Here is a 19491-nt window from a genome sequence, read left to right on the forward strand (position 1 = left end):
CGCAATTAATAGCGAAGATGCTGTAGCATGGTTTTTTTTAAAGTATCCTTATCTATGGGTTTGGAGATAAAATCGTCACAGCCGGCCTTGATCGCCTTTTCTCTGTCTTCAAAATTGGAATAGGCAGTTTGCATGATCACAGGAATCTCGGGTTTCAGATGCTTAATTCTTTTAGTGGCCTCATAGCCGTTCATAATAGGCATCATAATATCCATGAGTACTAGGTCAATATCTGCATTCTTTTGAAAGATATCGATTGCTTCCTCTCCATTCTTCGCACGGTATATTTTTGTTGAAAGCTCAGGAATCCTTTTTAGGGTAGTGCTTAAAAAGAGAAAGTTGACCTCTCCATCCTCGGCAATTAAAATATGACGCTCCTTATGGCTATCCAAAGCGGTTGTTCCATTTTGATGAAGCTCTAGATCATTTTCGATATCAGCGGAAGTTTCCTCAAAAGGAATGGTGACCGTGAAAGTGGCACCGTATCCTTTTTTGGATTCCACCGAGATACTTCCCCCAAGGAGCTCCGCATTTTCTTTAGCAATGGTAAGCCCTAACCCCAAGCCACTTTGGGATTGGAATTTTTCATCCTTACGCTTTTTGAATTTTTGAAAGATGAGGCGCTGCTCTTCTTCAGAGATGCCCTTACCTGTATCACTTACCTCAATCACCAGTCGATACTCTTTGGACAAACGGTAGGTGACGACGATCTCACCTTCGTCCGTATTCTTTATGGCATTATCTAATAAAATACTAATGATCTTCCGGACTTTGCTCTTGTCGACAACTATTGGTGCCATATCCATATCGACAAGTTTTAGTTCTACCTCGCTGTCTAATACTTGAAGTTCATAGATGGCAACCAGCTCTTGCATCAAATAGTTTATGTTGGTCACTTCGGGCTGAATGCTCACTTGATTTGTGTCCAATCTAGAAATCTCCAAAATGTCATCTATGATCCGCATGAGTTGCTTGCTACTATTCTTAATGATCTCGGCATAATGTTCTTTTTCACTCTTGCTTATATCGTCTTGAGCGATGAGGTCGGCAAAGCCTGTGATTCCATTTAAAGGGGTTCGAATTTCATGGGAAATATTTTGAATGAAAGCGGTCTTAAGTCGGTTTCCATCCTCAGCCTTTTTCTTCGCTACCTCTAATTCGTTCGTCTTATTCTTGATACAATACCTCAAATAACGGTTAAATAAGGAGGCTAAGAGGAGCAAACCCAGAATAACGGCTGCCACAGCTGTCCAAAAACCAGCTTTCTTATAAGTTGGTTTTACAATGGTATAGGACCAATTGTCAAAGATCTCTTTTTTTTCTTCATCACTAATGCTATTCACAGCCTTGTTGAGAATGCTGCTTAAGACAGTGAGGTCCTTTCTAGAGGCCACGCCAAGCTTGTTCAAATGGTCGATCTCTATAGTGTTCTTTAATTGGTCATATCCCTTTCTGTTGATAAAGTAATTAGAGATAGCTTTGGTCGAGACATAGGCCTCGACCGTGCCTGAAGCTACCAGTTCAAATCCGTGCTCATCGTTGATCACTGGAAATAACAGAAGTTGAGGGTATGTTTTTTTTAAGTGCTCAGCGATCGCGTAGCCTTGTATGACTGCTACTTTCTTTCCAAAAAAAGAAGATAGGTCAGTGTTTTCATTATCTTTCTTAGTGACTAGGACATGAGGTTGCGATACCAAAGGCTCAGTGAAATTCAAGTATTCTTTTCTAGATGCCGTTTTCTCTATTTCTATGATCATATCGATCTTCTCTGCCTTCGCCTCATCGAGTATTTCTTGCCAATTGTTATAGAGTACCTTTCTAAATTTGTAATCGAGCCTTTCTTCGATGATATTTACAAATCCAATAAAGATACCATCCAGCTGGTCCTGTTCATTGATAAACTGATAAGGTGGATAGGTGGGATTGATGGCCGCGATCAATTCTGGATGTTCATCGAGCCATAGTCGTTCTTCTGGTGAGAGAATTTCTGGTTTTTGTTCGCACGACAAAAAAAGAAAGACACCAAAAAGAAATGACATCTTTTTAGCAAGGAGGTTCATGGTATGTTAGCTAGTCTTGGTACAACAATAAGAGCAATAATTAAAAATGTGGGGATATGAAACCGTAAGATACACCAAAAAGAGCGAATTTACCACCAAACTATGAAGAAACGCTCCAGAGTTCCGTCGGGCAATTGGCTCCAGCAAAGCGGAGCGTACCTATTTTGGATGTAGTGATCGATCTTTGGCAATACCTCTTCTAAAGTTTGAAAAGGATAGGCTAAAGAGGGGGCGCTTACCCAGTCATATTTCTTGGGGAGATAGAACCTGCATTTTTTATAAAATGGAGCATTTAAGTGCTTTTGGTTCAAATAGAAACCCGCAATACATTCTTTATTGATCTCTTCGAATGAACGATGTAGATCCTCTTTTGGAACAAATAATTGCGCTTTAAAACAAATACTTTGCTCAAAATTCTCTAGTTGAATCGCCTTCGATGCCTTCTTCTCTCTAAAGGTAACAAGATCCAGCCCTTGTAAATGTTGCTGGGTTTCTGGAGCATAGAGCAGGGGTAATTGCTTCTTTTTGAGTTTGTCCACCTTTTCAATGAGCAGGTCCTTCCGATTAGGACCTATCCAACATTTCAGTTCTTCATTGGAAAACGTTGGATCGAAGAGATAGAACTTGCAGATCAGTTCTATATGAAGGTTGACCCTTCGCTCTAGATCCTTGATCAAAAAATCCAACTCACCGATGGTCGCTTTCTTACGCTTAATTTGAATATTCTTTGCCAAAAGCGAGTATCGCTCGGATCGATCGATATATTCTGAAAAGAAATACTCAACGCGTTGTCCAAGACGGAGTCTTTCGGGAATTTCAATAGTCTTATTGAGATGAAATGAGGCCTTTGTTTCAAAAGGTGGCACCCCTACGACCCAATCGTCATCAAATAGGGAAGGGGTAGCGAGAAAACCTTGATATTGGCGCAGAATATCATTCATAGTTTGGGATATTCTTTCCCAAGATAATATCTCTCTCCACAATTTGAATACCATTCTCGGTCCTCGGAGTCATGATACCCGACCCTCCTCTGGGATTTGCAATATTGTTGTTTTCAGTACTCAGATAAGGGTCATCATCAAACCGGTAATCTGCGATATAGTAGGCATTCTTGTCGGGTTCTTTTATCGTGGCATGAATGTGCTGTGGAATGCGGGTATTGGGATAAGAAGCTGGTCGAAAGGTATAAAAAGTGTATTTACCGTCGGCACCGGTCTTTACCCAACCGCGGATATACCCATGGCGTTTGGCCCAACCTTGTTCATCACCTTTCTTGGGATATATTCCTTTATTATCGGTTTGGTAGATATAAATGATCACGTCTTTTGCGGGCGTTCTCCCATCTTTTTGATACACCCTACCAACAATCTTCAATTTAGAATCATTGACAGCAAAATCAGGTAAGGTATCGATGGATTTCAACGTCTGGTCACCATATTCAAAAAGTGCCTTGCAGCCTTCACACGGGCCACCGACATTGATCTTTTGTTCAAAGTCCTTAGTTTGAGATTGACATGAGCAACACAAGCAGATGGCCATAAGTATGTTCCAGACATATTTCATTATTACTAAAGGTATATGTTAGCGTACGAATCACCTCGTATTTTGTTCAAACTTTAACAGTAAGTGATTGACTTGTGCCTGAAGCTTTTTTTTGAAGAATGGGGTCCAGCCTATTAAAAGGCCGGTGGGCCCCATCGCTTGTCTGGCCCATCGGTAAAGATCGAAGCTGTCTATATGTTCTATGATCTTTCCATCTTTGAATTTGAACTCGGCATGGATAATATTATGCACCTTCCGACCCGTCTTGCTAAAAGTATAGAACGCTTCCCAAGTGGCCTTGCCAGCGTTCTGATCGGCTTCAATACGCGAGACTCGGACCTTAAAGTCTTTACCTTGCTGACTCTCGCAGAGCATTCGCCACATGTTTTTGGCATGCTCCCCATTCAATTCTCCAAAGGCAGGGTCTTCAAATCGTATATCGGGATGGTAATTAGCAACCATCTTTTCTGCATCCAATTGCGTAAAAGCGTCGTAGAATTGTTCAATTGTTTGTTTCATGTAATTCTTGGATTAGGTCTTTTTCGGATCTGGTCATCGATTCCTTATTTGCCAAGATGAAGTTGGCCATATCTCCGCCCCAAGTCTGATAGGTCAACTTTGACGGATGAACACCATCGCTAAAGAATGCCGCGGGTTCAGCTTTGATATCGAGTCGGTCGATCCAATCTTCCAAGGTGATCTTATTGGTATAATAGAAGACCCCATCATAATCAGATACCAACTCAGCCAATTCTTTTCCGAGTATCTCCACTAGGTTGCCCAAGGTAAACTTGATGATTGGAGTAAATGCGGGAAACGCTTTGATGGGCGGCATATTTGTAAAAAAGATAGGGGTGTCGGTAAATTTAACTTTGATCGCCGCTATCAATTCTCCAATGTGTCGTTTCCATCTCATTGGGGTATTTAATTCAAAGGCATCGTTACCACCGAGGCCGATCACGATGAGATCAACTCTTTTCTCTTTTATCTGAGGAATGATCGTTTCTGTAACTTTTTTTGTATTGTGTCCACTTCTTGCATACACCTTCCACTTGACGGTCGTCGCTAGTTTTTCTGACAACACCTTTGCCAAGGTGCCAGTAAAGCCTTCATCGTGTGTCTTTACACCAACACCAGCTATCGTACTTTCGCCAATGGTCAAAAGTTGTAATGATTCTTGAGTATTCTTGAGCACAACGCCTTCGACACCTTGGGCTTCGGGTAATTTAGGGATACGCGCTTTGATGCGCTTCCCTTGAAAGTACATGATGGGTAATAAGGGAATTGAGAATAGCGTACCAAAGAGATACTTGAAATTCATTTGATAAAAGACTTAGATTTGGCCACATTAATTACTTCCAATTGGCGGCGGACCTTCTGGTATCATGGGTTCGTATTTGGTGTCTCCCTTTCGTTCCTTATATTCCTTCTTTACTTTCTGCACCAATTTTGGACCCTCAAAAAGATCGACCATGGTCATGGCCATTGCCTTGCTAGCATAGATCATTCCCTTGTGACCAATGGACATACCTCCACAGGCCACCACAGCCCATGAATGCCAAGGCGTGTCTTTCGGAGCAGTGGTCACTCCAAGGTTGATATTGGCAACATTCCAACTAACATCTCCCACGTCGGTAGAGCCGCCTCCTGGATGCTCTTTGGTCGCTTCGAGCGGGGTGATACTGCTGTCCATACCTACTTGCGGTTTCCCCGTCACTTCTTGTATCTTTTGGCCGAATGCCGTTTCTTCTGCAGTATATTCGATGGGACCCAACAACTCAAGGTTTTGCTGCATTATTTCACCGCCTGTTCGGTTGACCAGCACCTCGTAAATTCCTGATATCAAAGAAATCTTATAATCCACATTCGCCATGATCGCGGCACCTTCAGCCATCGCCTTGACGCGTTCATACACTGGTGTCATTCCTTCTCGTTTGGTGTCACGCACACGGACCCATAGTCTGGAGTAATCTGGGACCACATTCACTACTTGTCCACCATCTTGAATATGATAATGAATACGCACCGTGGGTTTCACATGTTCTCGATAATAATTGATACCAGTGGTATAGAGCTCTAATGCGTCCGAAGCACTGCGGCCGTTCCACGGATCGGCAGAAGCGTGCGCTGCCTGGCCAAAGAATTCTACCTTAAAATCGATCAACGCCAAGGAACTTTGCACATCTGCTTTTGTTGTCGCAGATGGATGCCAACTGATATTTACATCCACGTCATCCCAAAGGCCGTCGGCGACCATCCAGATCTTCCCAAAGAACTTCTCTTCGGCCGGAGTACCAAAGAATTTTACCGTACCCTTTATTTTGCCAGCTGCTATTAATTCTTTGATGGCGATGGCCGCACCCAAACTCCCAGCTCCAAAAAGGTTATGGCCACATCCATGGCCGTTTGCCCCGTCGTTCAACGCCTCTTTTGTAGGTTGCGCCTTTTGAGAGATCCCAGGAAGCGCATCAAATTCACCTAAGACACTGATCACAGGTTTACCCGAACCATAAGATGCTACGAAGGCTGTTGGCATCCCTGCAACACCGCGTTCTACTTGAAAGCCATTTTTCTCGGCATAGTTGGCAAGGATCTCTGAAGATCTTGATTCCTGAAAGGCTTCCTCGGCCAAACCCCAGATCTCGTCGCTGATCTTTATAAGCTCGGTTTTGTGCTTCTCTACCGAAGCGATGATCGCCTTTTTGTTTTTTGAGAGTTTTTGTGCATTCAGCGCTCCTGTAGTACATACGAGGAACGCTAAAACTATAATATGTTTCATGCTGATGGTTTGGTTAATGAGTTCGATAATTAATTTTTCTTGAAGATACGAAAAGACGATCAATTAAGGAGTTCGTGGATACTTGCATATTGCAAGAGCATGATGGTTTTGGCATCTTTTATCTCACCCGTATTCATCATTTCAACAGCCTTGCTGAAAGGCAATTCCAACACGGCGATATTCTCATGTTCGTGCGCCACACCACCACCATCACTTACTTTCATTTCATCGGTATAAGCTCCTATAAAGAAATGTAGGATCTCTGTCACCGATCCTGGCGACATATATGATTCAAAGACCTTTTTTACTTCTTCGATCCTAAAGCCTGTTTCTTCTTCGGTCTCTCGCTTGATACATGTCACCGGATCGTCCTCGTCCAGCAGGCCAGCACAGGCTTCGATCATCATGCCATCGGCGTTGCCATTGACATAGGTGGGCATTCGAAATTGTTTGGTGAGGATGACTGTCCCTTTTTTCTTATTGTAGAGTAATATGGTTGCACCATTTCCTCGGTCGTATGCCTCGCGCTGCTGAGTTTCCCAGGTACCATCATCCTTTTTATAATCAAAGGTATACTTGTTAAGTACGTACCAATTATCCGATAGCACTTCTTTCTTGATATTTTTAATGTTGAGATCCATAGAATTTATTTAGAGACCCTTTCAATAAATTCGTCCATACGACTCAATAATCGCCACCATTCCGAGCCATCATCGCGAAACACGCGAATGGCGCCAGCTCGCACTAAGATCTTTCGCAGTTCATCGTCTTCGAAACCCCCCAGATGGTTTTTTAGGGTTTCAAACGAGCGATCGGTAAAACTTTTATGACTTAAGAAATGCTTGGCTGTATCCTCTGCCATGAATTCGGTTTTGTTTTCTTGCCTCATAAGTGACAATTCTTGTTTAAAGCGTTGCCGTTGTAGAAAATAGGAGAGGAGTCCACCGATTATTGCACCTAAGAGTGCTGATAGAGCAGAAATAATGCTATCGTCCATGGTCGATCGTTTTTGGTTGGTCTAAAATGTATTTGATAAAGATAAAAAATGAAAGGATGCGTTTTCAATTAATCTCCATTGATGACTTTTTCCCAGACGTTATTGGCATTGAGCTTAAAAGATCCGAGATGATCAAAGTTGCATTCTGCTGGAGCGATCATCGACAAGAAGACATGCTCTTTCCCCTGATAGAGATGATATGTTTCTCCCAAAACGGGTTCAAAGTTAAAATGTGCATTGAAGATGAGATTGTTATACTCGAACTCGCCCATCAATTCTTCGTAGGCCTTTTTCAATTCTGAATATCTTGATTCAAAAAGATGGTTGGCCTTGGTGACATGATAGTTCTTCCAAGAAGAGATGTCCTCGATTTGAATGGCGGGGGCACCAACATTACTTGCATAGGGAAGAATGTTAGCCTCGTACCGTTCTGTTTCTTCGTTAAAAACTACATTATCAGGTTTCTTAGTTTTTTTATCAGTCATAGGGCAAATTTAGCGTTTAGAGATCTTATTTCCAGAAATATGACGTTGGCGTGAACATTTAAAGCGTTTTATATCGCCCATTTTGGCGCGATGTTTTGTTTTTCGACCTTGCACGCGCGCACGCCACATCCTAAAGCTGCTGGGCTTCATCTCTCTTCGCATCAGATCGATCACCTGCTGTTCTTTCAATCCAAATTGTAATAGGATCGCATCGAAGGGCGTGCGGTCTTCCCATGCCATCTCGATGACCCTATCGATCGCTCTCTCATTTAATTCTATATCCAATTTCTTACGCATTCAATCAAAATTATTTCTATCTGGCATGGTATGCACTGCCAAGATACGTTTACTTTCTTTTTTTACCAGGCTATTCTTCTTCATGTTCCAAAGTATATAACTAGCATATTTTCGCGTTTTATCGAGTTCTATGATCGGTTTGGGATAGTCGATTCCTAGCTTGAAACCATAGAACTGTTGTTCTAGCGGAGTGATCTTCCATGGCTCGTGAATGAATTCTGTTGGTATATTGGCCAATTCAGGCAGCCATTTCCTTATAAAGGTTCCCTCGGGGTCATGCTCGTAGCTATTCTTCACCGGATTATATATTCTTAAGGTATTGGTACCAGTTTCGCCGGCCTGCATTTGTAATTGTGGATAATGTATTCCCGGATCGAAGTCCAACCACATTTGTGCCAAAAAATGTGCGCATTCCTGCCAAGGCTGCCATAGGAGGTGAGTGAAAAAGGAAACGACGAGTGCTCGCATCCTAAAATTGAGATATCCTGTTTGCACCACGCATCGCATGGATGCATCGACCAGTGGGAAGCCGGTTCTGCCTTCTTGCCATGCTTTGATGTAAGTATCGTTAATCGGCTTTTTCAATAGATGGAATCCCCGATTGACGCTTTTGAATTCCATGCTGCATTCCATCTCAAATTTCTGAATGAAATGGGCTTGCCAGCGCAGTCTGGAAGTAAATGCATTAAGTTGGAATAGATCTTTACCTGCCTCCTTTTCTTTGATCGCTTCGTGGAGTACTTGTCGCGTTGAAAGATTCCCCCATGCGAGATATGGTGATAGACGGCTACAGCTGATCGCTGCCAACGCTGGTTTTGACATGTGCTTTTGGTAGTTTTTATAGCGATCTCCAAAAAATGTGGTCAGATATTTTTTTGCCTGTGCTGTACCTCCTAGCTGGAAGTGTTCGCTCGGGGTCGTTTTTAGGGTGACCTCTTTCCAAAAGATACTTTCCAAGTTTTCAATGTTGTCTTTCGAGACAAAGCGATTCGCCTCGGCTTCAAATGATAGCAGCGGTTGTTGCATGTAGGCCGTCCAATCGTTTCGCCATGTTTCTCGGTCCTTAATACCTCTAAAAACACCATTATTTACATTCTCTGTCCATTGAACGCCATAATTTCTACAGAAACGCGCAACTTCTTTATCCCTGTCAAAAGTAGCATTGATGCCAGTTTCTTGATGTGAGAATAGCATGGTGAATCTGAAGTGTTCTTGCAGTATTTTGAAAGTGGAAACAACTTCGCCGTCGCTGACCAATATTTTAGTGTTGTAGGCCTCTAGGGAATTATTAAGGTCTTGTAATGATTGTTTGATAAAATCGATATGCCGCTCGCTGTGATGTGGGTCTTGTATCCAGCTAGGTTCAAATACATAGACCAGCAAGACCTTTTTGCCCGAATTTAGGGCATTGAAGACAGCCTCATTATCCTCTAAGCGAAGATCGCGTTTGAGCCACACCAAGGCGATATGTTGCTCGCTAGCGATCAATAGTTATCGGGATTTTGAATGATATCTGCTGCGCGCTCCTTTAATGCGCTTAACTCTTCAGAAGGTTTCTTGTCCAACATACTAAGCATCATGGCCATCCGATTGTTATTTTCGAAATGTGCTCTCTTGGAGTCTATAAAATTCCAGTAGAGGCTGTTGAAGGGACAGGCATCGTCGCCTGTTTTCTTCTTTACGTTGTAATGACAGTCCGAACAGTAATTACTCATTTTATTGATGTAGCTCCCGCTGGAAACATAGGGCTTGGTCGCAACAATACCGCCATCTGCAAACTGGCTCATCCCTCTGGTGTTGGGCATCTCTACCCATTCGATGGCGTCGATATAGATTCCGAGATACCATTGGTCTACTTCGTCTGGATGAACGTCCGCCAATAATGCGAAATTTCCTGTGACCATCAGCCTTTGTATATGATGTGCATAGGCATTGTCCAAACTGTTATTGATGGCGTGTTTCAGACAGCTCATTTTGGTCTTTCCGCTCCAGTAGAAATCGGGGAGTGGTTGATGATTTTCAAGCTCATTCTTTTTGGCATATTCTGGCATTTCCTTCCAATATATACCGCGCATGTATTCTCTCCATCCGATGATCTGACGAACGAAGCCCTCGACCTGTGAAATATGGATATCCTCTTCGTGCTTCCGATAATAAGAGATCACCGTTTTTACTACATCTAAGGGAGAAATAAGTTTGCTATTCATGGCAAATGAGAGCCTCGAATGAAACAAATTTACCTGTTCTGTATGCATGGCGTCTTGATAATCACCAAAATGCACCAATAATTCCTCACAAAAATATTTAAGTTGCTCAAGACACTCTTTTCTATTGGTGGGGAACTCAAAATGGTCAGCATCGATCTTGCCGATGGTCTTAATACCCGCCTTTTCGATGTCAGAGACAATTTCGGATACGTCTTTCTTCGATTCGTAGTGTGCAGGTATCTTGTGTTCTCCCTTCCATTTATTGCGATTGCTATGGTCAAAGTTCCATTTGCCTCCCTCGGGTTCGTCTTTGTCCATGAGCAGATCGTATTTCTTTCGCATGTCCCGATAAAAATATTCCATGACCATCTGTTTCTTCCCCTCATAAAACTTTTGAAGATCCTCGCGTGTGGTCAAAAAGTGTTCAGTGTCGACTACCTCCGTCTCAATGGAAAGCTCCTCACAAAAATCACGTAGTTGCTCGTCCAGTCTATATTCGTCTGGGAGTAAATATTCAAATTTCTCGATAGTATGCTCGGCGATCAGTTTTTGGAGATTCTCAGCAAGGCTTTGCGTATTGTCATCATCATTGATGTAATAGTATTTCACCTCATGTCCCTCATCCTTTAGCCAAGAACTGAATTCACGCATCGCAAGGAAGAATGCTACCACTTTTTGTATATGATGTGTGACATAATCGGTTTCTTGTCGCATTTCCATCATTACATAAAGCACATCTTCATCGCTCTTTTTGAACCATGAATGTTTACTGTTGAGTTGGTCGCCTAAAATGAGTCGTAGTGTTTTCAAAATAATACATTTTGTAGCCAAAGCCTTTGAAACTTGCCATGCGGGTCGTATCGCTCTGCTTGCAATTTAGTGTTGAATTTTCTGTCTCGTGGATCGTTGCCTACGCCAGCCACATACATCCAGTTGCCATAGTTGCTATGTACATCATAGTCAAGCAGCATAGATTCGAAGTAAGCGGCTCCGATGCGCCAATCCAACAGAAGGTTTTTAGCAAAATAACTCGCAACATTTTGACGGCCTCGATTACTCATCCATCCGGTATGCTTGATCTCGAGCATATTGGCATTAACAAAATCGTCAGGAGTAGTACCATTTATCCATTGCTCCACCAGCTGTTGGTCGGTTTCCCAATGGAGCTCTCGATGCAGAATGCCTTCTAATTTGAAAATATCGTTACCATGCTTGAAGGAAACAAATTTGAAATAGTCGCGCCAGATCAGCTCAAAGACCAACCAATAGGTACTTTGATTCTTTATAACGGTCTTTTCGTACTTTTTTATTTCCCAATAGATAGTTCTTGGAGAAATGCTCCCATTGGCAAGCCACGGAGAAAATTTAGAGCTATAATCCGCACCTACCAGCCCGTTTCGTGTTTGTTTATAGTACGATAAGCGCCTAGTCCCCCAAAAATAATCATGGAGTCTTTTTAGTGCAGCTCGTTCACCTCCTGAAAAGGGAAATGCGGTTCTATCATCCGTTAGAAAGGGCTCAAACCCAAGATCGGAAATGGAGGGGAGCTCATTATCGACCTCTAATAGATTACTTTTAGGGAGACGTTCAGCGCTTTTAGGTTCGGGGCGAACCTGACTATATTTTTCACATTTTTTTCTAAAATTGGTAAAGGACTGCGGTATCTGTTCAATTTGAAATGGAATATCTTCTGGGTGAAATAAAAATTGGTCGTACGACTCGACCATCTTTACCTTGTCAGAAAGGCTATCGGTAACATTTTGAAGAACCTCTACTTCTTCTGAGGTCCATTCTCCCTGAAGATAAACATGCTCGATCTGGTATTCTTCGACAAGTCTACAAATAATGTTCTCCGGTTGATTAATATAGGTAAGTAAGGTGATATTTAATTCTGCGAGACTCGCTTTGAGATCGGTCACCGTCTCTAATAAAAACTTTGCTCTATATCGCTCTGTTTTTTTAAAACCAAAAGAATTTCTTGTAAACTGACGCGGATCAAAAAAATAAACGGCTATCACATGTCCGCCAGCATCAATGGCTTTGGCCAAAGAAGCATTGTCCCGAATCCGTAAGTCGTTCCGGAACCAAACTAAGCTGTTGTCTTTGTTTTGTTTCGTCTGCATCGTTCACTACAATATTTGACATCTTCCCATACGTCTGTCCATTTCTTGCGCCATTTGAAGGGACGCTGACAAACGGAACACACTTTTTCTGGAAGATGTTGCTTTTTCATTATCCGAGCGCTTCTATTTTTTTTGCTATCTGGTCTGCTTCATAATACTTCTCATCCCCAAGCTTGCGGTTGGTTTGTGAAAGCCGATGCGCATCTGCCATGAGCTTTTGATACTTTTCTTGTAATTGTTCTTTTTCTGACTTCTTTTTAAATAGACCGAACATATTATATTAATTTAGAGTTTAGCGTTTAGCGCTGTTAGTTATTGGATTATTTATTTGCTGGTTATCAGTTATCAGTTATCAGTTATCGGTTGTCAGTGGTTTATTATCAGCAGTTTGTTGTCTTTGTTCTTTTACCAACGCTGGACTCATCATTCTTAATTTCATGATCTATCATCCATCATCCCTGCCTGCGGTAGGCAAGCGTCACTCAACAATCAATTTTCGTTCGCTACTGCCACTGCTCACTGCTACTACTTATTGGTCATGGGTCTTGCGTATGCTTCTCTCTGCAGCATGGTTGGGGTGGCATATCCATCTAGGCCATTGATCGCGACCACCGCATTCTTCCCTAAATCGACAAAGCCATCATCACAAAGCATGTTTTCGTCGACGTGCAACTGTACTATGGTTCCTACCACAAGGATGGTATCATTCTCTTCAATAGGATATTCATTCATATATTTCATCCCAATTTGCAAAGGACATTCTTTTACATATGGCGCGAAGAAACCATTCTTATATTCCGCTTCTAACCCAGTAAAATCAAATTCCGATTCGCTTTCCTCATATTTTGCCGACGTGTGATGCGCATCTTTGACCATGGTACTGGTAAATGCGTTAAGCGTATAGTATCCCATTTGCCTTATATTGGCATAGGTATGTCTTGGTACCGTTGTAGGGCGAAGAATAAATCCATATAGTGGTGGGTGCGCCCCCAAATGCACAATAGAACTAAAGACCGCCACATTTTCAACTCCGTCATCACTCACTGTAGCAATAAGATTCGCCGGTTTAAAACCAGTACTGCTATTGATGAGGTTTGAGCGAAACCTTTTCTCCAAAGCATCGATATCTTCCCTAGAGAAAGATCTCATTTAAGCTACCTTTTTATTGTTTGGAAGATACTTGCGAAAATTATTCACATCGACTTCAGCCTTTAGGTCATGTAAGAGGTTATACAAACCAAAGAAGGTACGATTGATATACAAAAAGTGTTTGGAACCTCTATTACCATTCAATTTTCTCAATTGTGTGTCATTGGAGAATTGCTCACTGAGCGAAGCGATGCGTCCCCAGAAATGGTCATCTGCAAAATCAAAGGTCTCGCTATTGAAAGGTTCCGTGAATAAGCTAAGCATCTGATGGAAGATATCGGTAAAAAATGTGATCTCCTCGGGAGAATCATTAGCGAGTAATATTTCTAGCTCGTACAATTTCTCGGTGAATATCTTCGGATTATTTATGTTGTCGGCTTTGGCCAACTCAAAGTATGGAATATAGAATTCGTCCGGCACTTTTTTGATACAACCGAAATCTATGGCGATCAACTCCTTGTTTGAGTCGATCAAGAAGTTTCCAGGATGTGGATCGGCATGAACCATACGAAGGCCATGCATTTGAAACATATAAAAGTCCCAAAGTGCCTGTCCGAGGATATCACCTTCTTCCTTGGTAAAATCCGTTTTTGCAAACTCCGAAAGATGAAGACCTTCCATCCAATCCATGGTAATGATGCGCTCTGACGACCATTCAGGATAATATGTCGGAAATTTTATATTAGGAATATGACTACAGGCATGCGTGATGCGCTGGCTCTGTTCTACTTCTAAAATATAATCGGTCTCTTCGAGTAATTTATTCTCGACCTCTTTAAAGTATTTCTCCGAGTCTTTCCCCCGAAGATTGAACATTTTTATGGCGATAGGCTTTACCAAGGCAAGGTCCGAAGAGATGCTGTTGGCAACTCCAGGGTATTGAATTTTCACAGCAAGTTTTTTCCCATCCTTCTCTGCTTGATGCACCTGACCGATGCTTGCAGCATTCACAGAATTGGGAGTGAAGTTATCAAAGATCTCTTCGGGGTAATTGCCTATATATTTTTTGAATGTCTTTCGTACAAGAGATGCCGATAGTGGTGGAACGGAAAATTGTGCCAATGAAAATTTCTCTACATATGCATTTGGCAGTAAATTCTTTTCCATGCTCAGCATTTGTGCTACTTTAAGAGCACTTCCTTTCAACTGCTTCAGGCCGTTATAAATGTCTTCTGCATTGTTTTCGTTCAGTCGTTCCTTGGCGTTTTCTGGGTCGACCACTTTGTCGCCATAGTATTTGAGATAGTTGACGCCGATTTTGGCGCCAGTGCCAACTAATTTACTGGCTCTCTCTAATTTGGATGTAGGTATTTTATCTAGTGTCTTCACAGGTCTTGTTTATGCCATTTGTTCTTTCCAGAGAAACTTTCCGAGGTCGATGATGCTATCTAGCGGGGTGTTGTCGAACACATCAAAAGCAGTGTTCACCGATTTTTCTATGGCCGCGTCCGTTTTTTCAAAGCCTGCTGAATTATCTTCCATCCAGAACTTCAATAAGAAAAGAAATTGTAGCCAGGTCGCTTCAGAGAACAAACCTTCTGGTTGCTTTAGGATCTTTATCTGCTTTTGCTCATTTCCTTCTTGAATAAGTCCTTTGGCGAAGTCTCTCATATGCTTGCGAAGACCTTTCAACTGTTGCGCGTTTCTTAGCATATTCTTCTGAGCGCTCAAAGTGTAGAGCACGTAACTTCTGTTCAGTGTTAACAGCTCAAAGAATGTAAAGAAATAGGTGAGGAGTTTTTCCCTGTTGGAATAATTTTCATAGTCCTTGGTCTTTTCTATTAAGTCGGTTGTTTCAATATGAAAGCGATTCCAGATTCCATCTCGCAGTGATTCAAAAGAACCGAAATACTTATAAAATTCCTCTTCTTTGATCTTTTGGGTCTTGCAGAACTTGTAAATGGATTTTGGAACGTCTTCGTTCTCAAGCACATACTCCATATATCTGGAAATGATGTCCTTTTCTGAAATGGGATTTGCTTTTGCCATGATATCTTGCTGTTTTAGACAAAAATAATAAATGTTTAAAGTTTATTGAAATTTGCTAAACAAAAATTGTGTTAATCTTCTTTCAAGAAAAATGAAAAAACCACGAACGCGTAGCATGTCATTCGTGGTTGGTTTAGACAATGCAGTAAAATGAAGAAACTAACATTGCCAGTACTTTAAAGTGATGATTTCTTGCGGCTACATCTCTGGCATGTCATAGAAGAACTGTTCGTTGACGATCTTGCCATCTTTCACCTGAAAGACACAGACTTCTTTCATTTGTGCACGCCCGCGGTCCTTGAAAGTTACATCGTAATCCATGGTGCAGGTAAAGTGATCGCCGGCGATGATAGGATCGCTGATCTTCCCTTCGTGAAACTCCTCAACATTCTCCAACCATTTTTCACTTTTTTCATAAACAGCCTTAATTCCTGAAACGACCGAATCTGGCATTCCTGGCATTTCGCGACTAACGATATCATCAGCATAAAGCTGCTCTATCGCTTCCAAATTTTTACCTTCTCGACACATGCTTACTAGCTTGTCTGCAACCTGCTGTGTGGTCATAAGTTGTTTGTTTTTAATTGATTATCGTATTTGTAAAAATAAGAAATACCAAGTCCTGATGATAGTGGTCGATGTTAATTTTATTGCAACTATGGAATCTTTAGACATAAAAAAGATAAAATCAATTACCTCCAGCTATGGCGTAGATCAAGTTGGTGAACTTAGATGTAAGCCAAAGATGGGAATTGACCAATACGAACGAAGGAAAAGAAATTACTGATTTACCGCCTTTTTATACACTTCTAGACAGCGCTCTCTGGCCATTTTGTGATCGACCATTGGCTGTGGATAGGTGAGCTCTTGAAAGTCGGGCACCCATTGGTTAATATATTCCAATTGTTTGTCGAATTTTTGTATTTGTGAAGTAGGATTGAAGATCCTAAAATAAGGAGCCGCATCCACACCACTTCCAGCCACCCACTGCCAGTTTCCAACGTTGCTGGCCATCTCATAATCCAACAACTTTTCGGCAAAATAGGCCTCTCCCCAGCGCCAATCGATCAATAGGTGCTTGCAAAGAAAACTTCCTACGAGCATGCGCACACGGTTGTGCATGAAGCCGGTTTGATTAAGTTGGCGCATCCCAGCATCGACCAAGGGGAAACCGGTGTTTCCTTCACACCAGCGTTTAAATTCATCTTCGTCGTTACGCCATTCGATACGGTCGTACTTAGTTTTGAACGATTGGTCCTTGGTCTGTGGAAAATGCCATAGGATCTGCATGAAGAACTCTCGCCATATCAACTCTTTGAGAAAGGTTATGTTTTCTTCCTTTCTTGCCTTGTCAACCATCTTTCTAATGCTGACGGTTCCAAACCGTAGATGCGGTCCTAGTCTCGAGGTCTGGTCCTTCGCGGGAAAATTTCTGGTCGCCTCATACTCTTGAATCAATGTTGGGGTCACTTCGCAAGCAGGCACTTTGATCGAAGACGCCGTAAAACCAATGTCGGTAAGGGACAAGAATGGAAGTTCGCTTTGTTGCAGAAGATTGTTTAAATGCTTTTCTGATGGATAAAATTCTAAATCTTCCTTTTCAAATGCGGATAACCATTTCCGCGAATAAGGGGTATATACAACATAAGGTTTGCCATCATCCTTTACAATTTCATCCTTTTCAAAGATCACTTGGTCTTTAAAAGTTTCAAAAGCCACCTCATGTTGTGCTAGAAGAGTGGAAATTTGATGGTCTCGTTCTAAGGCATAGGGTTCATAATCACGATTGGTGATCACTTTTTCAATGCGGAACGCTTCCAGAAGTTTTTGGAATACTTCAATGGGTTTTCCATGATATATTGCAATCCCGCTTCCTTTTTCTTTGAAAGAAGATTGCATTTTGGATAGCTCATCATGGATAAAATTTACACGAGCATCATCTCTAGGAAGTTCTTCCAAGATATCTGAATCGAATATGAATATTGGTAGGACTTGTCGACCATCCGTGAGCGCCTTATAGAAACCTCGATTATCTGCTATCCGTAGGTCTCTTCTAAACCAGAATACAGTCAATGCTTCGGACATGATCACGTAAGGTTCAAGGTAGATATTCCTCCATCAACACCAATCACCTGCCCCGTGATCCAAGAGGCATCATCGCTGAGTAGATAGGTAGCGGCCTTTGCTATATCTTCTGGTTTCCCCACTCGCTTAAGCGGATGGCGTTCATTCATTTTCTCACGCTTATTATCATTGTTGAGCAAGCGTTTTGCTAAAGGCGTGTCTACCAGTGAAGGCGCGATGACATTCACCCTTACCTTCGGCGCATATTCTGCCGCCAAAGAACGCGCAAAACCTTCTATGGCACCCTTGGAAGCTGCCACACTGGTATGGAAAGGCATACCACTTTGCACCGCGACCGTGCTAAAAAGCACCACACTGCTCTGTTGTGCCATTTTGGGCATGACCGCCTTTAGAGAGCGTACCATCCCTAAAAAATTGATGTCAAAATCTTCTTGAAAAGCCTCCAGGTCTAACATCTTGAACGGCTTTAAATTGATGCTTCCCGGGCAATAGACGAAACCGTGAATTTCGTCTGGCAATTTAGTGGAATCGAACGAATCCCGAGAAGCATCGAATTCTATATATGTGAGATTTGGGCTTTCTCTGCCATCAAATGTTCTGGAGGCTGTAAAAATATGATAGTCGTTTCCTAGTTCATTAATTATTGCACTACCGATACCGTAAGAGCCACCGATGATAAGGATGTTTTTCTTCATTCTATTAATTAAATTGATTTCATTTTTATGACCTTACTTTGGTCTCCATATTTACCAAAGAGCTCAATTAAGCGCTGCTCTCGAAATTCGAAAATCTCTTTCAGTTTCTTTCGTACGACCAGCGAATGCATCAGCTGTCCTAAAATTCCAAATGGTAGTTTGTAGTCAACAATATCTTCCATTTCCACGCCGCCGTCGATCTCCTTTAAAAAATGCTTGTGATGCCATAAGGCATATGGACCAAATCGCTGCTCGTCAACAAAATATTGCTTGTCTGCAACATGCGTAATTTCAGTAACCCATTTCATTCTAATCCCAGGGAAAGGAGAAACTAGATATTGAATGATCTGTCCTGGAAACATTGGTCTTTCTACGCCCGACAAGATCTCAAATCCCATGTCTGGAGTGATCTTGGCCAAATTCTTTGGGCTGGAAAGGAATTCCCAAGCCTCTTCTAGGGTGATCGGTAATTGTTGTTTGGTATGTAGTTGATAGAGTTTCATTCTAACTTTTTACCAAAGCTACAATTATTATTTGTTTAATTAAAAAAATAAATAGTTAAACAAAATATAATTTATGGGAGGACGGAATTCTTTATGCTGGTAGCATTCAACTCTGTGACTCCGGAGAGCTTTTTAAGGCTTTCTTTGGCCTCTTCGATCGAAGAATCGAACATTTCGATCACGTCCTCGTCAAAATTTTCGATATGCTCTGCTTCCAATCTCATGATATGCAGTTGATTCAAAAGATTGTTAAGTACATGATGGGCTACATAATTCATGCTTTTGAAAATGTCGCGCTCTGCTTCTATTTTCTTCTTTTTCAATCTGTAGAAAGCAAAATCGATCACTGCCAAAGGCAAAAGAATAAGAAGTACTAGGATGATCTCGTCTATTTCGGTTGACTCTAGTTTTTCCATCTGCATGACGAACTTTTCAAAAAGGTCGATATCAAAGACAAAGTTGAGGGCGAGGTAAAGAGCGGCAATTAAGATACCCATCTTTAATAAGGGGAAATCAATGGTTTTCATTGGGTTGGTTGTCTATGGTTGCAGGTTAAAGATAGGAAAAAAAGGTTTTTGTA

At 41.8% G+C, this 19491-nt stretch carries 23 protein-coding genes; all 23 read right to left on the reverse strand.

The window, feature by feature from the left end; all coding sequences use genetic code 11:
* Positions 1–5: 5 nt before the first annotated feature.
* The 23 genes from ACFQ1M_RS06110 to ACFQ1M_RS06220 all read right to left on the reverse strand — a co-directional run bounded on the left by ACFQ1M_RS06110 (position 6) and on the right by ACFQ1M_RS06220 (position 19438).
* Positions 6–2039: a hybrid sensor histidine kinase/response regulator gene (locus ACFQ1M_RS06110; protein ID WP_386405420.1), complete on the reverse strand. Its 2034-nt coding sequence runs from the start codon at positions 2037–2039 to the stop codon at positions 6–8.
* Positions 2040–2149: 110 nt separating this feature from the next.
* Positions 2150–3001 carry a DUF1853 family protein gene (locus tag ACFQ1M_RS06115; protein WP_386405423.1) on the reverse strand — a complete coding sequence of 284 codons (852 nt, stop codon included), beginning with the start codon at positions 2999–3001 and terminating at the stop codon, positions 2150–2152.
* The gene (locus ACFQ1M_RS06120) at positions 2994–3599 is read right to left on the reverse strand and encodes a dioxygenase family protein (RefSeq protein ID WP_386405426.1); all 606 of its coding nucleotides are present in this window, start codon (positions 3597–3599) and stop codon (positions 2994–2996) included. The genes ACFQ1M_RS06115 and ACFQ1M_RS06120 overlap by 8 nt, the downstream gene beginning before the upstream one ends.
* Before the next feature lie 54 nt (positions 3600–3653).
* Complete coding sequence (locus tag ACFQ1M_RS06125; RefSeq protein ID WP_386405429.1) at positions 3654–4121, reverse strand: nuclear transport factor 2 family protein; 468 nt, start codon at positions 4119–4121, stop codon at positions 3654–3656.
* The gene (locus tag ACFQ1M_RS06130; RefSeq protein ID WP_386405432.1) at positions 4105–4923 is read right to left on the reverse strand and encodes an SGNH/GDSL hydrolase family protein; all 819 of its coding nucleotides are present in this window, start codon (positions 4921–4923) and stop codon (positions 4105–4107) included. Before ACFQ1M_RS06130 ends, ACFQ1M_RS06125 begins: the two co-directional genes overlap by 17 nt.
* A 27-nt stretch (positions 4924–4950) precedes the next feature.
* Positions 4951–6381, reverse strand: coding sequence for an amidohydrolase (locus tag ACFQ1M_RS06135; RefSeq protein ID WP_386405435.1), 1431 nt, complete (start codon positions 6379–6381; stop codon positions 4951–4953).
* Positions 6382–6440: 59 nt separating this feature from the next.
* On the reverse strand, positions 6441–7022 hold the full coding sequence (gene nudK / locus ACFQ1M_RS06140) for a GDP-mannose pyrophosphatase NudK (RefSeq protein WP_386405438.1): 582 nt from the start codon (positions 7020–7022) through the stop codon (positions 6441–6443).
* Between the two features lie 5 nt (positions 7023–7027).
* Positions 7028–7378 carry a hypothetical protein gene (locus ACFQ1M_RS06145; RefSeq protein ID WP_386405441.1) on the reverse strand — a complete coding sequence of 117 codons (351 nt, stop codon included), beginning with the start codon at positions 7376–7378 and terminating at the stop codon, positions 7028–7030.
* Between the two features lie 68 nt (positions 7379–7446).
* Positions 7447–7863: a DUF2452 domain-containing protein gene (locus tag ACFQ1M_RS06150; protein ID WP_386405444.1), complete on the reverse strand. Its 417-nt coding sequence runs from the start codon at positions 7861–7863 to the stop codon at positions 7447–7449.
* 9 nt (positions 7864–7872) lie between these two features.
* A complete protein-coding gene (locus tag ACFQ1M_RS06155; RefSeq protein ID WP_386405447.1) occupies positions 7873–8160 on the reverse strand; it encodes a TIGR03643 family protein in 288 nt (95 codons plus the stop codon).
* Entirely contained in the window at positions 8161–9648 is a 1488-nt protein-coding gene (locus ACFQ1M_RS06160; RefSeq protein ID WP_386405450.1) for a cryptochrome/deoxyribodipyrimidine photo-lyase family protein, read from the reverse strand.
* Positions 9645–11177, reverse strand: coding sequence for a cryptochrome/photolyase family protein (locus ACFQ1M_RS06165; protein ID WP_386405453.1), 1533 nt, complete (start codon positions 11175–11177; stop codon positions 9645–9647). The genes ACFQ1M_RS06160 and ACFQ1M_RS06165 overlap by 4 nt, the downstream gene beginning before the upstream one ends.
* Positions 11174–12490, reverse strand: a complete 1317-nt coding sequence (locus ACFQ1M_RS06170) for a DASH family cryptochrome (RefSeq protein ID WP_386405456.1) — start codon at positions 12488–12490, stop codon at positions 11174–11176. Before ACFQ1M_RS06170 ends, ACFQ1M_RS06165 begins: the two co-directional genes overlap by 4 nt.
* Entirely contained in the window at positions 12457–12600 is a 144-nt protein-coding gene (locus ACFQ1M_RS06175) for a DUF2256 domain-containing protein (RefSeq protein WP_386405459.1), read from the reverse strand. The genes ACFQ1M_RS06170 and ACFQ1M_RS06175 overlap by 34 nt, the downstream gene beginning before the upstream one ends.
* Positions 12600–12764 (reverse strand): Lacal_2735 family protein, encoded by a 165-nt coding sequence (locus ACFQ1M_RS06180; protein WP_386405462.1) that lies wholly within the window; start codon positions 12762–12764, stop codon positions 12600–12602. The genes ACFQ1M_RS06175 and ACFQ1M_RS06180 overlap by 1 nt, the downstream gene beginning before the upstream one ends.
* 251 nt (positions 12765–13015) lie before the next feature.
* Complete coding sequence (locus tag ACFQ1M_RS06185) at positions 13016–13639, reverse strand: flavin reductase family protein (RefSeq protein ID WP_386405465.1); 624 nt, start codon at positions 13637–13639, stop codon at positions 13016–13018.
* Complete coding sequence (locus tag ACFQ1M_RS06190; protein WP_386405468.1) at positions 13640–14968, reverse strand: ABC1 kinase family protein; 1329 nt, start codon at positions 14966–14968, stop codon at positions 13640–13642.
* 9 nt (positions 14969–14977) lie between these two features.
* Positions 14978–15628 carry a TetR family transcriptional regulator C-terminal domain-containing protein gene (locus tag ACFQ1M_RS06195; protein ID WP_386405471.1) on the reverse strand — a complete coding sequence of 217 codons (651 nt, stop codon included), beginning with the start codon at positions 15626–15628 and terminating at the stop codon, positions 14978–14980.
* A gap of 198 nt (positions 15629–15826) precedes the next feature.
* Entirely contained in the window at positions 15827–16195 is a 369-nt protein-coding gene (locus ACFQ1M_RS06200) for a SnoaL-like domain-containing protein (RefSeq protein WP_386405473.1), read from the reverse strand.
* A gap of 213 nt (positions 16196–16408) precedes the next feature.
* Positions 16409–17713: a cryptochrome/photolyase family protein gene (locus ACFQ1M_RS06205; RefSeq protein WP_386405476.1), complete on the reverse strand. Its 1305-nt coding sequence runs from the start codon at positions 17711–17713 to the stop codon at positions 16409–16411.
* Between the two features lie 2 nt (positions 17714–17715).
* The gene (locus ACFQ1M_RS06210; protein WP_386405479.1) at positions 17716–18408 is read right to left on the reverse strand and encodes an SDR family NAD(P)-dependent oxidoreductase; all 693 of its coding nucleotides are present in this window, start codon (positions 18406–18408) and stop codon (positions 17716–17718) included.
* A gap of 8 nt (positions 18409–18416) precedes the next feature.
* Positions 18417–18911, reverse strand: a complete 495-nt coding sequence (locus ACFQ1M_RS06215) for an SRPBCC family protein (protein WP_386405482.1) — start codon at positions 18909–18911, stop codon at positions 18417–18419.
* A gap of 71 nt (positions 18912–18982) precedes the next feature.
* Positions 18983–19438 (reverse strand): hypothetical protein, encoded by a 456-nt coding sequence (locus tag ACFQ1M_RS06220; protein WP_386405485.1) that lies wholly within the window; start codon positions 19436–19438, stop codon positions 18983–18985.
* Between the last annotated feature and the right edge of the window lie 53 nt (positions 19439–19491).

It is taken from the genome of Sungkyunkwania multivorans (assembly GCF_042675645.1).
In the GTDB taxonomy this organism is placed as follows: domain Bacteria; phylum Bacteroidota; class Bacteroidia; order Flavobacteriales; family Flavobacteriaceae; genus Sungkyunkwania; species Sungkyunkwania multivorans.

What these genes read in the sequence shown, in the direction of transcription:
- ACFQ1M_RS06110 (WP_386405420.1), bottom strand. Translation starts at nt 2,039, where the DNA reads ATGTCATTTCTTTTTGGTGTCTTTCTTTTTTTGTCGTGCGAACAAAAA.
- ACFQ1M_RS06115 (WP_386405423.1), bottom strand. Translation starts at nt 3,001, where the DNA reads ATGAATGATATTCTGCGCCAATATCAAGGTTTTCTCGCTACCCCTTCC.
- ACFQ1M_RS06120 (WP_386405426.1), bottom strand. Translation starts at nt 3,599, where the DNA reads ATGGCCATCTGCTTGTGTTGCTCATGTCAATCTCAAACTAAGGACTTT.
- ACFQ1M_RS06125 (WP_386405429.1), bottom strand. Translation starts at nt 4,121, where the DNA reads ATGAAACAAACAATTGAACAATTCTACGACGCTTTTACGCAATTGGAT.
- ACFQ1M_RS06130 (WP_386405432.1), bottom strand. Translation starts at nt 4,923, where the DNA reads ATGAATTTCAAGTATCTCTTTGGTACGCTATTCTCAATTCCCTTATTA.
- ACFQ1M_RS06135 (WP_386405435.1), bottom strand. Translation starts at nt 6,381, where the DNA reads ATGAAACATATTATAGTTTTAGCGTTCCTCGTATGTACTACAGGAGCG.
- nudK (WP_386405438.1), bottom strand. Translation starts at nt 7,022, where the DNA reads ATGGATCTCAACATTAAAAATATCAAGAAAGAAGTGCTATCGGATAAT.
- ACFQ1M_RS06145 (WP_386405441.1), bottom strand. Translation starts at nt 7,378, where the DNA reads ATGGACGATAGCATTATTTCTGCTCTATCAGCACTCTTAGGTGCAATA.
- ACFQ1M_RS06150 (WP_386405444.1), bottom strand. Translation starts at nt 7,863, where the DNA reads ATGACTGATAAAAAAACTAAGAAACCTGATAATGTAGTTTTTAACGAA.
- ACFQ1M_RS06155 (WP_386405447.1), bottom strand. Translation starts at nt 8,160, where the DNA reads ATGCGTAAGAAATTGGATATAGAATTAAATGAGAGAGCGATCGATAGG.
- ACFQ1M_RS06170 (WP_386405456.1), bottom strand. Translation starts at nt 12,490, where the DNA reads ATGCAGACGAAACAAAACAAAGACAACAGCTTAGTTTGGTTCCGGAAC.
- ACFQ1M_RS06175 (WP_386405459.1), bottom strand. Translation starts at nt 12,600, where the DNA reads ATGAAAAAGCAACATCTTCCAGAAAAAGTGTGTTCCGTTTGTCAGCGT.
- ACFQ1M_RS06180 (WP_386405462.1), bottom strand. Translation starts at nt 12,764, where the DNA reads ATGTTCGGTCTATTTAAAAAGAAGTCAGAAAAAGAACAATTACAAGAA.
- ACFQ1M_RS06185 (WP_386405465.1), bottom strand. Translation starts at nt 13,639, where the DNA reads ATGAGATCTTTCTCTAGGGAAGATATCGATGCTTTGGAGAAAAGGTTT.
- ACFQ1M_RS06195 (WP_386405471.1), bottom strand. Translation starts at nt 15,628, where the DNA reads ATGGCAAAAGCAAATCCCATTTCAGAAAAGGACATCATTTCCAGATAT.
- ACFQ1M_RS06200 (WP_386405473.1), bottom strand. Translation starts at nt 16,195, where the DNA reads ATGACCACACAGCAGGTTGCAGACAAGCTAGTAAGCATGTGTCGAGAA.
- ACFQ1M_RS06205 (WP_386405476.1), bottom strand. Translation starts at nt 17,713, where the DNA reads ATGTCCGAAGCATTGACTGTATTCTGGTTTAGAAGAGACCTACGGATA.
- ACFQ1M_RS06210 (WP_386405479.1), bottom strand. Translation starts at nt 18,408, where the DNA reads ATGAAGAAAAACATCCTTATCATCGGTGGCTCTTACGGTATCGGTAGT.
- ACFQ1M_RS06215 (WP_386405482.1), bottom strand. Translation starts at nt 18,911, where the DNA reads ATGAAACTCTATCAACTACATACCAAACAACAATTACCGATCACCCTA.
- ACFQ1M_RS06220 (WP_386405485.1), bottom strand. Translation starts at nt 19,438, where the DNA reads ATGAAAACCATTGATTTCCCCTTATTAAAGATGGGTATCTTAATTGCC.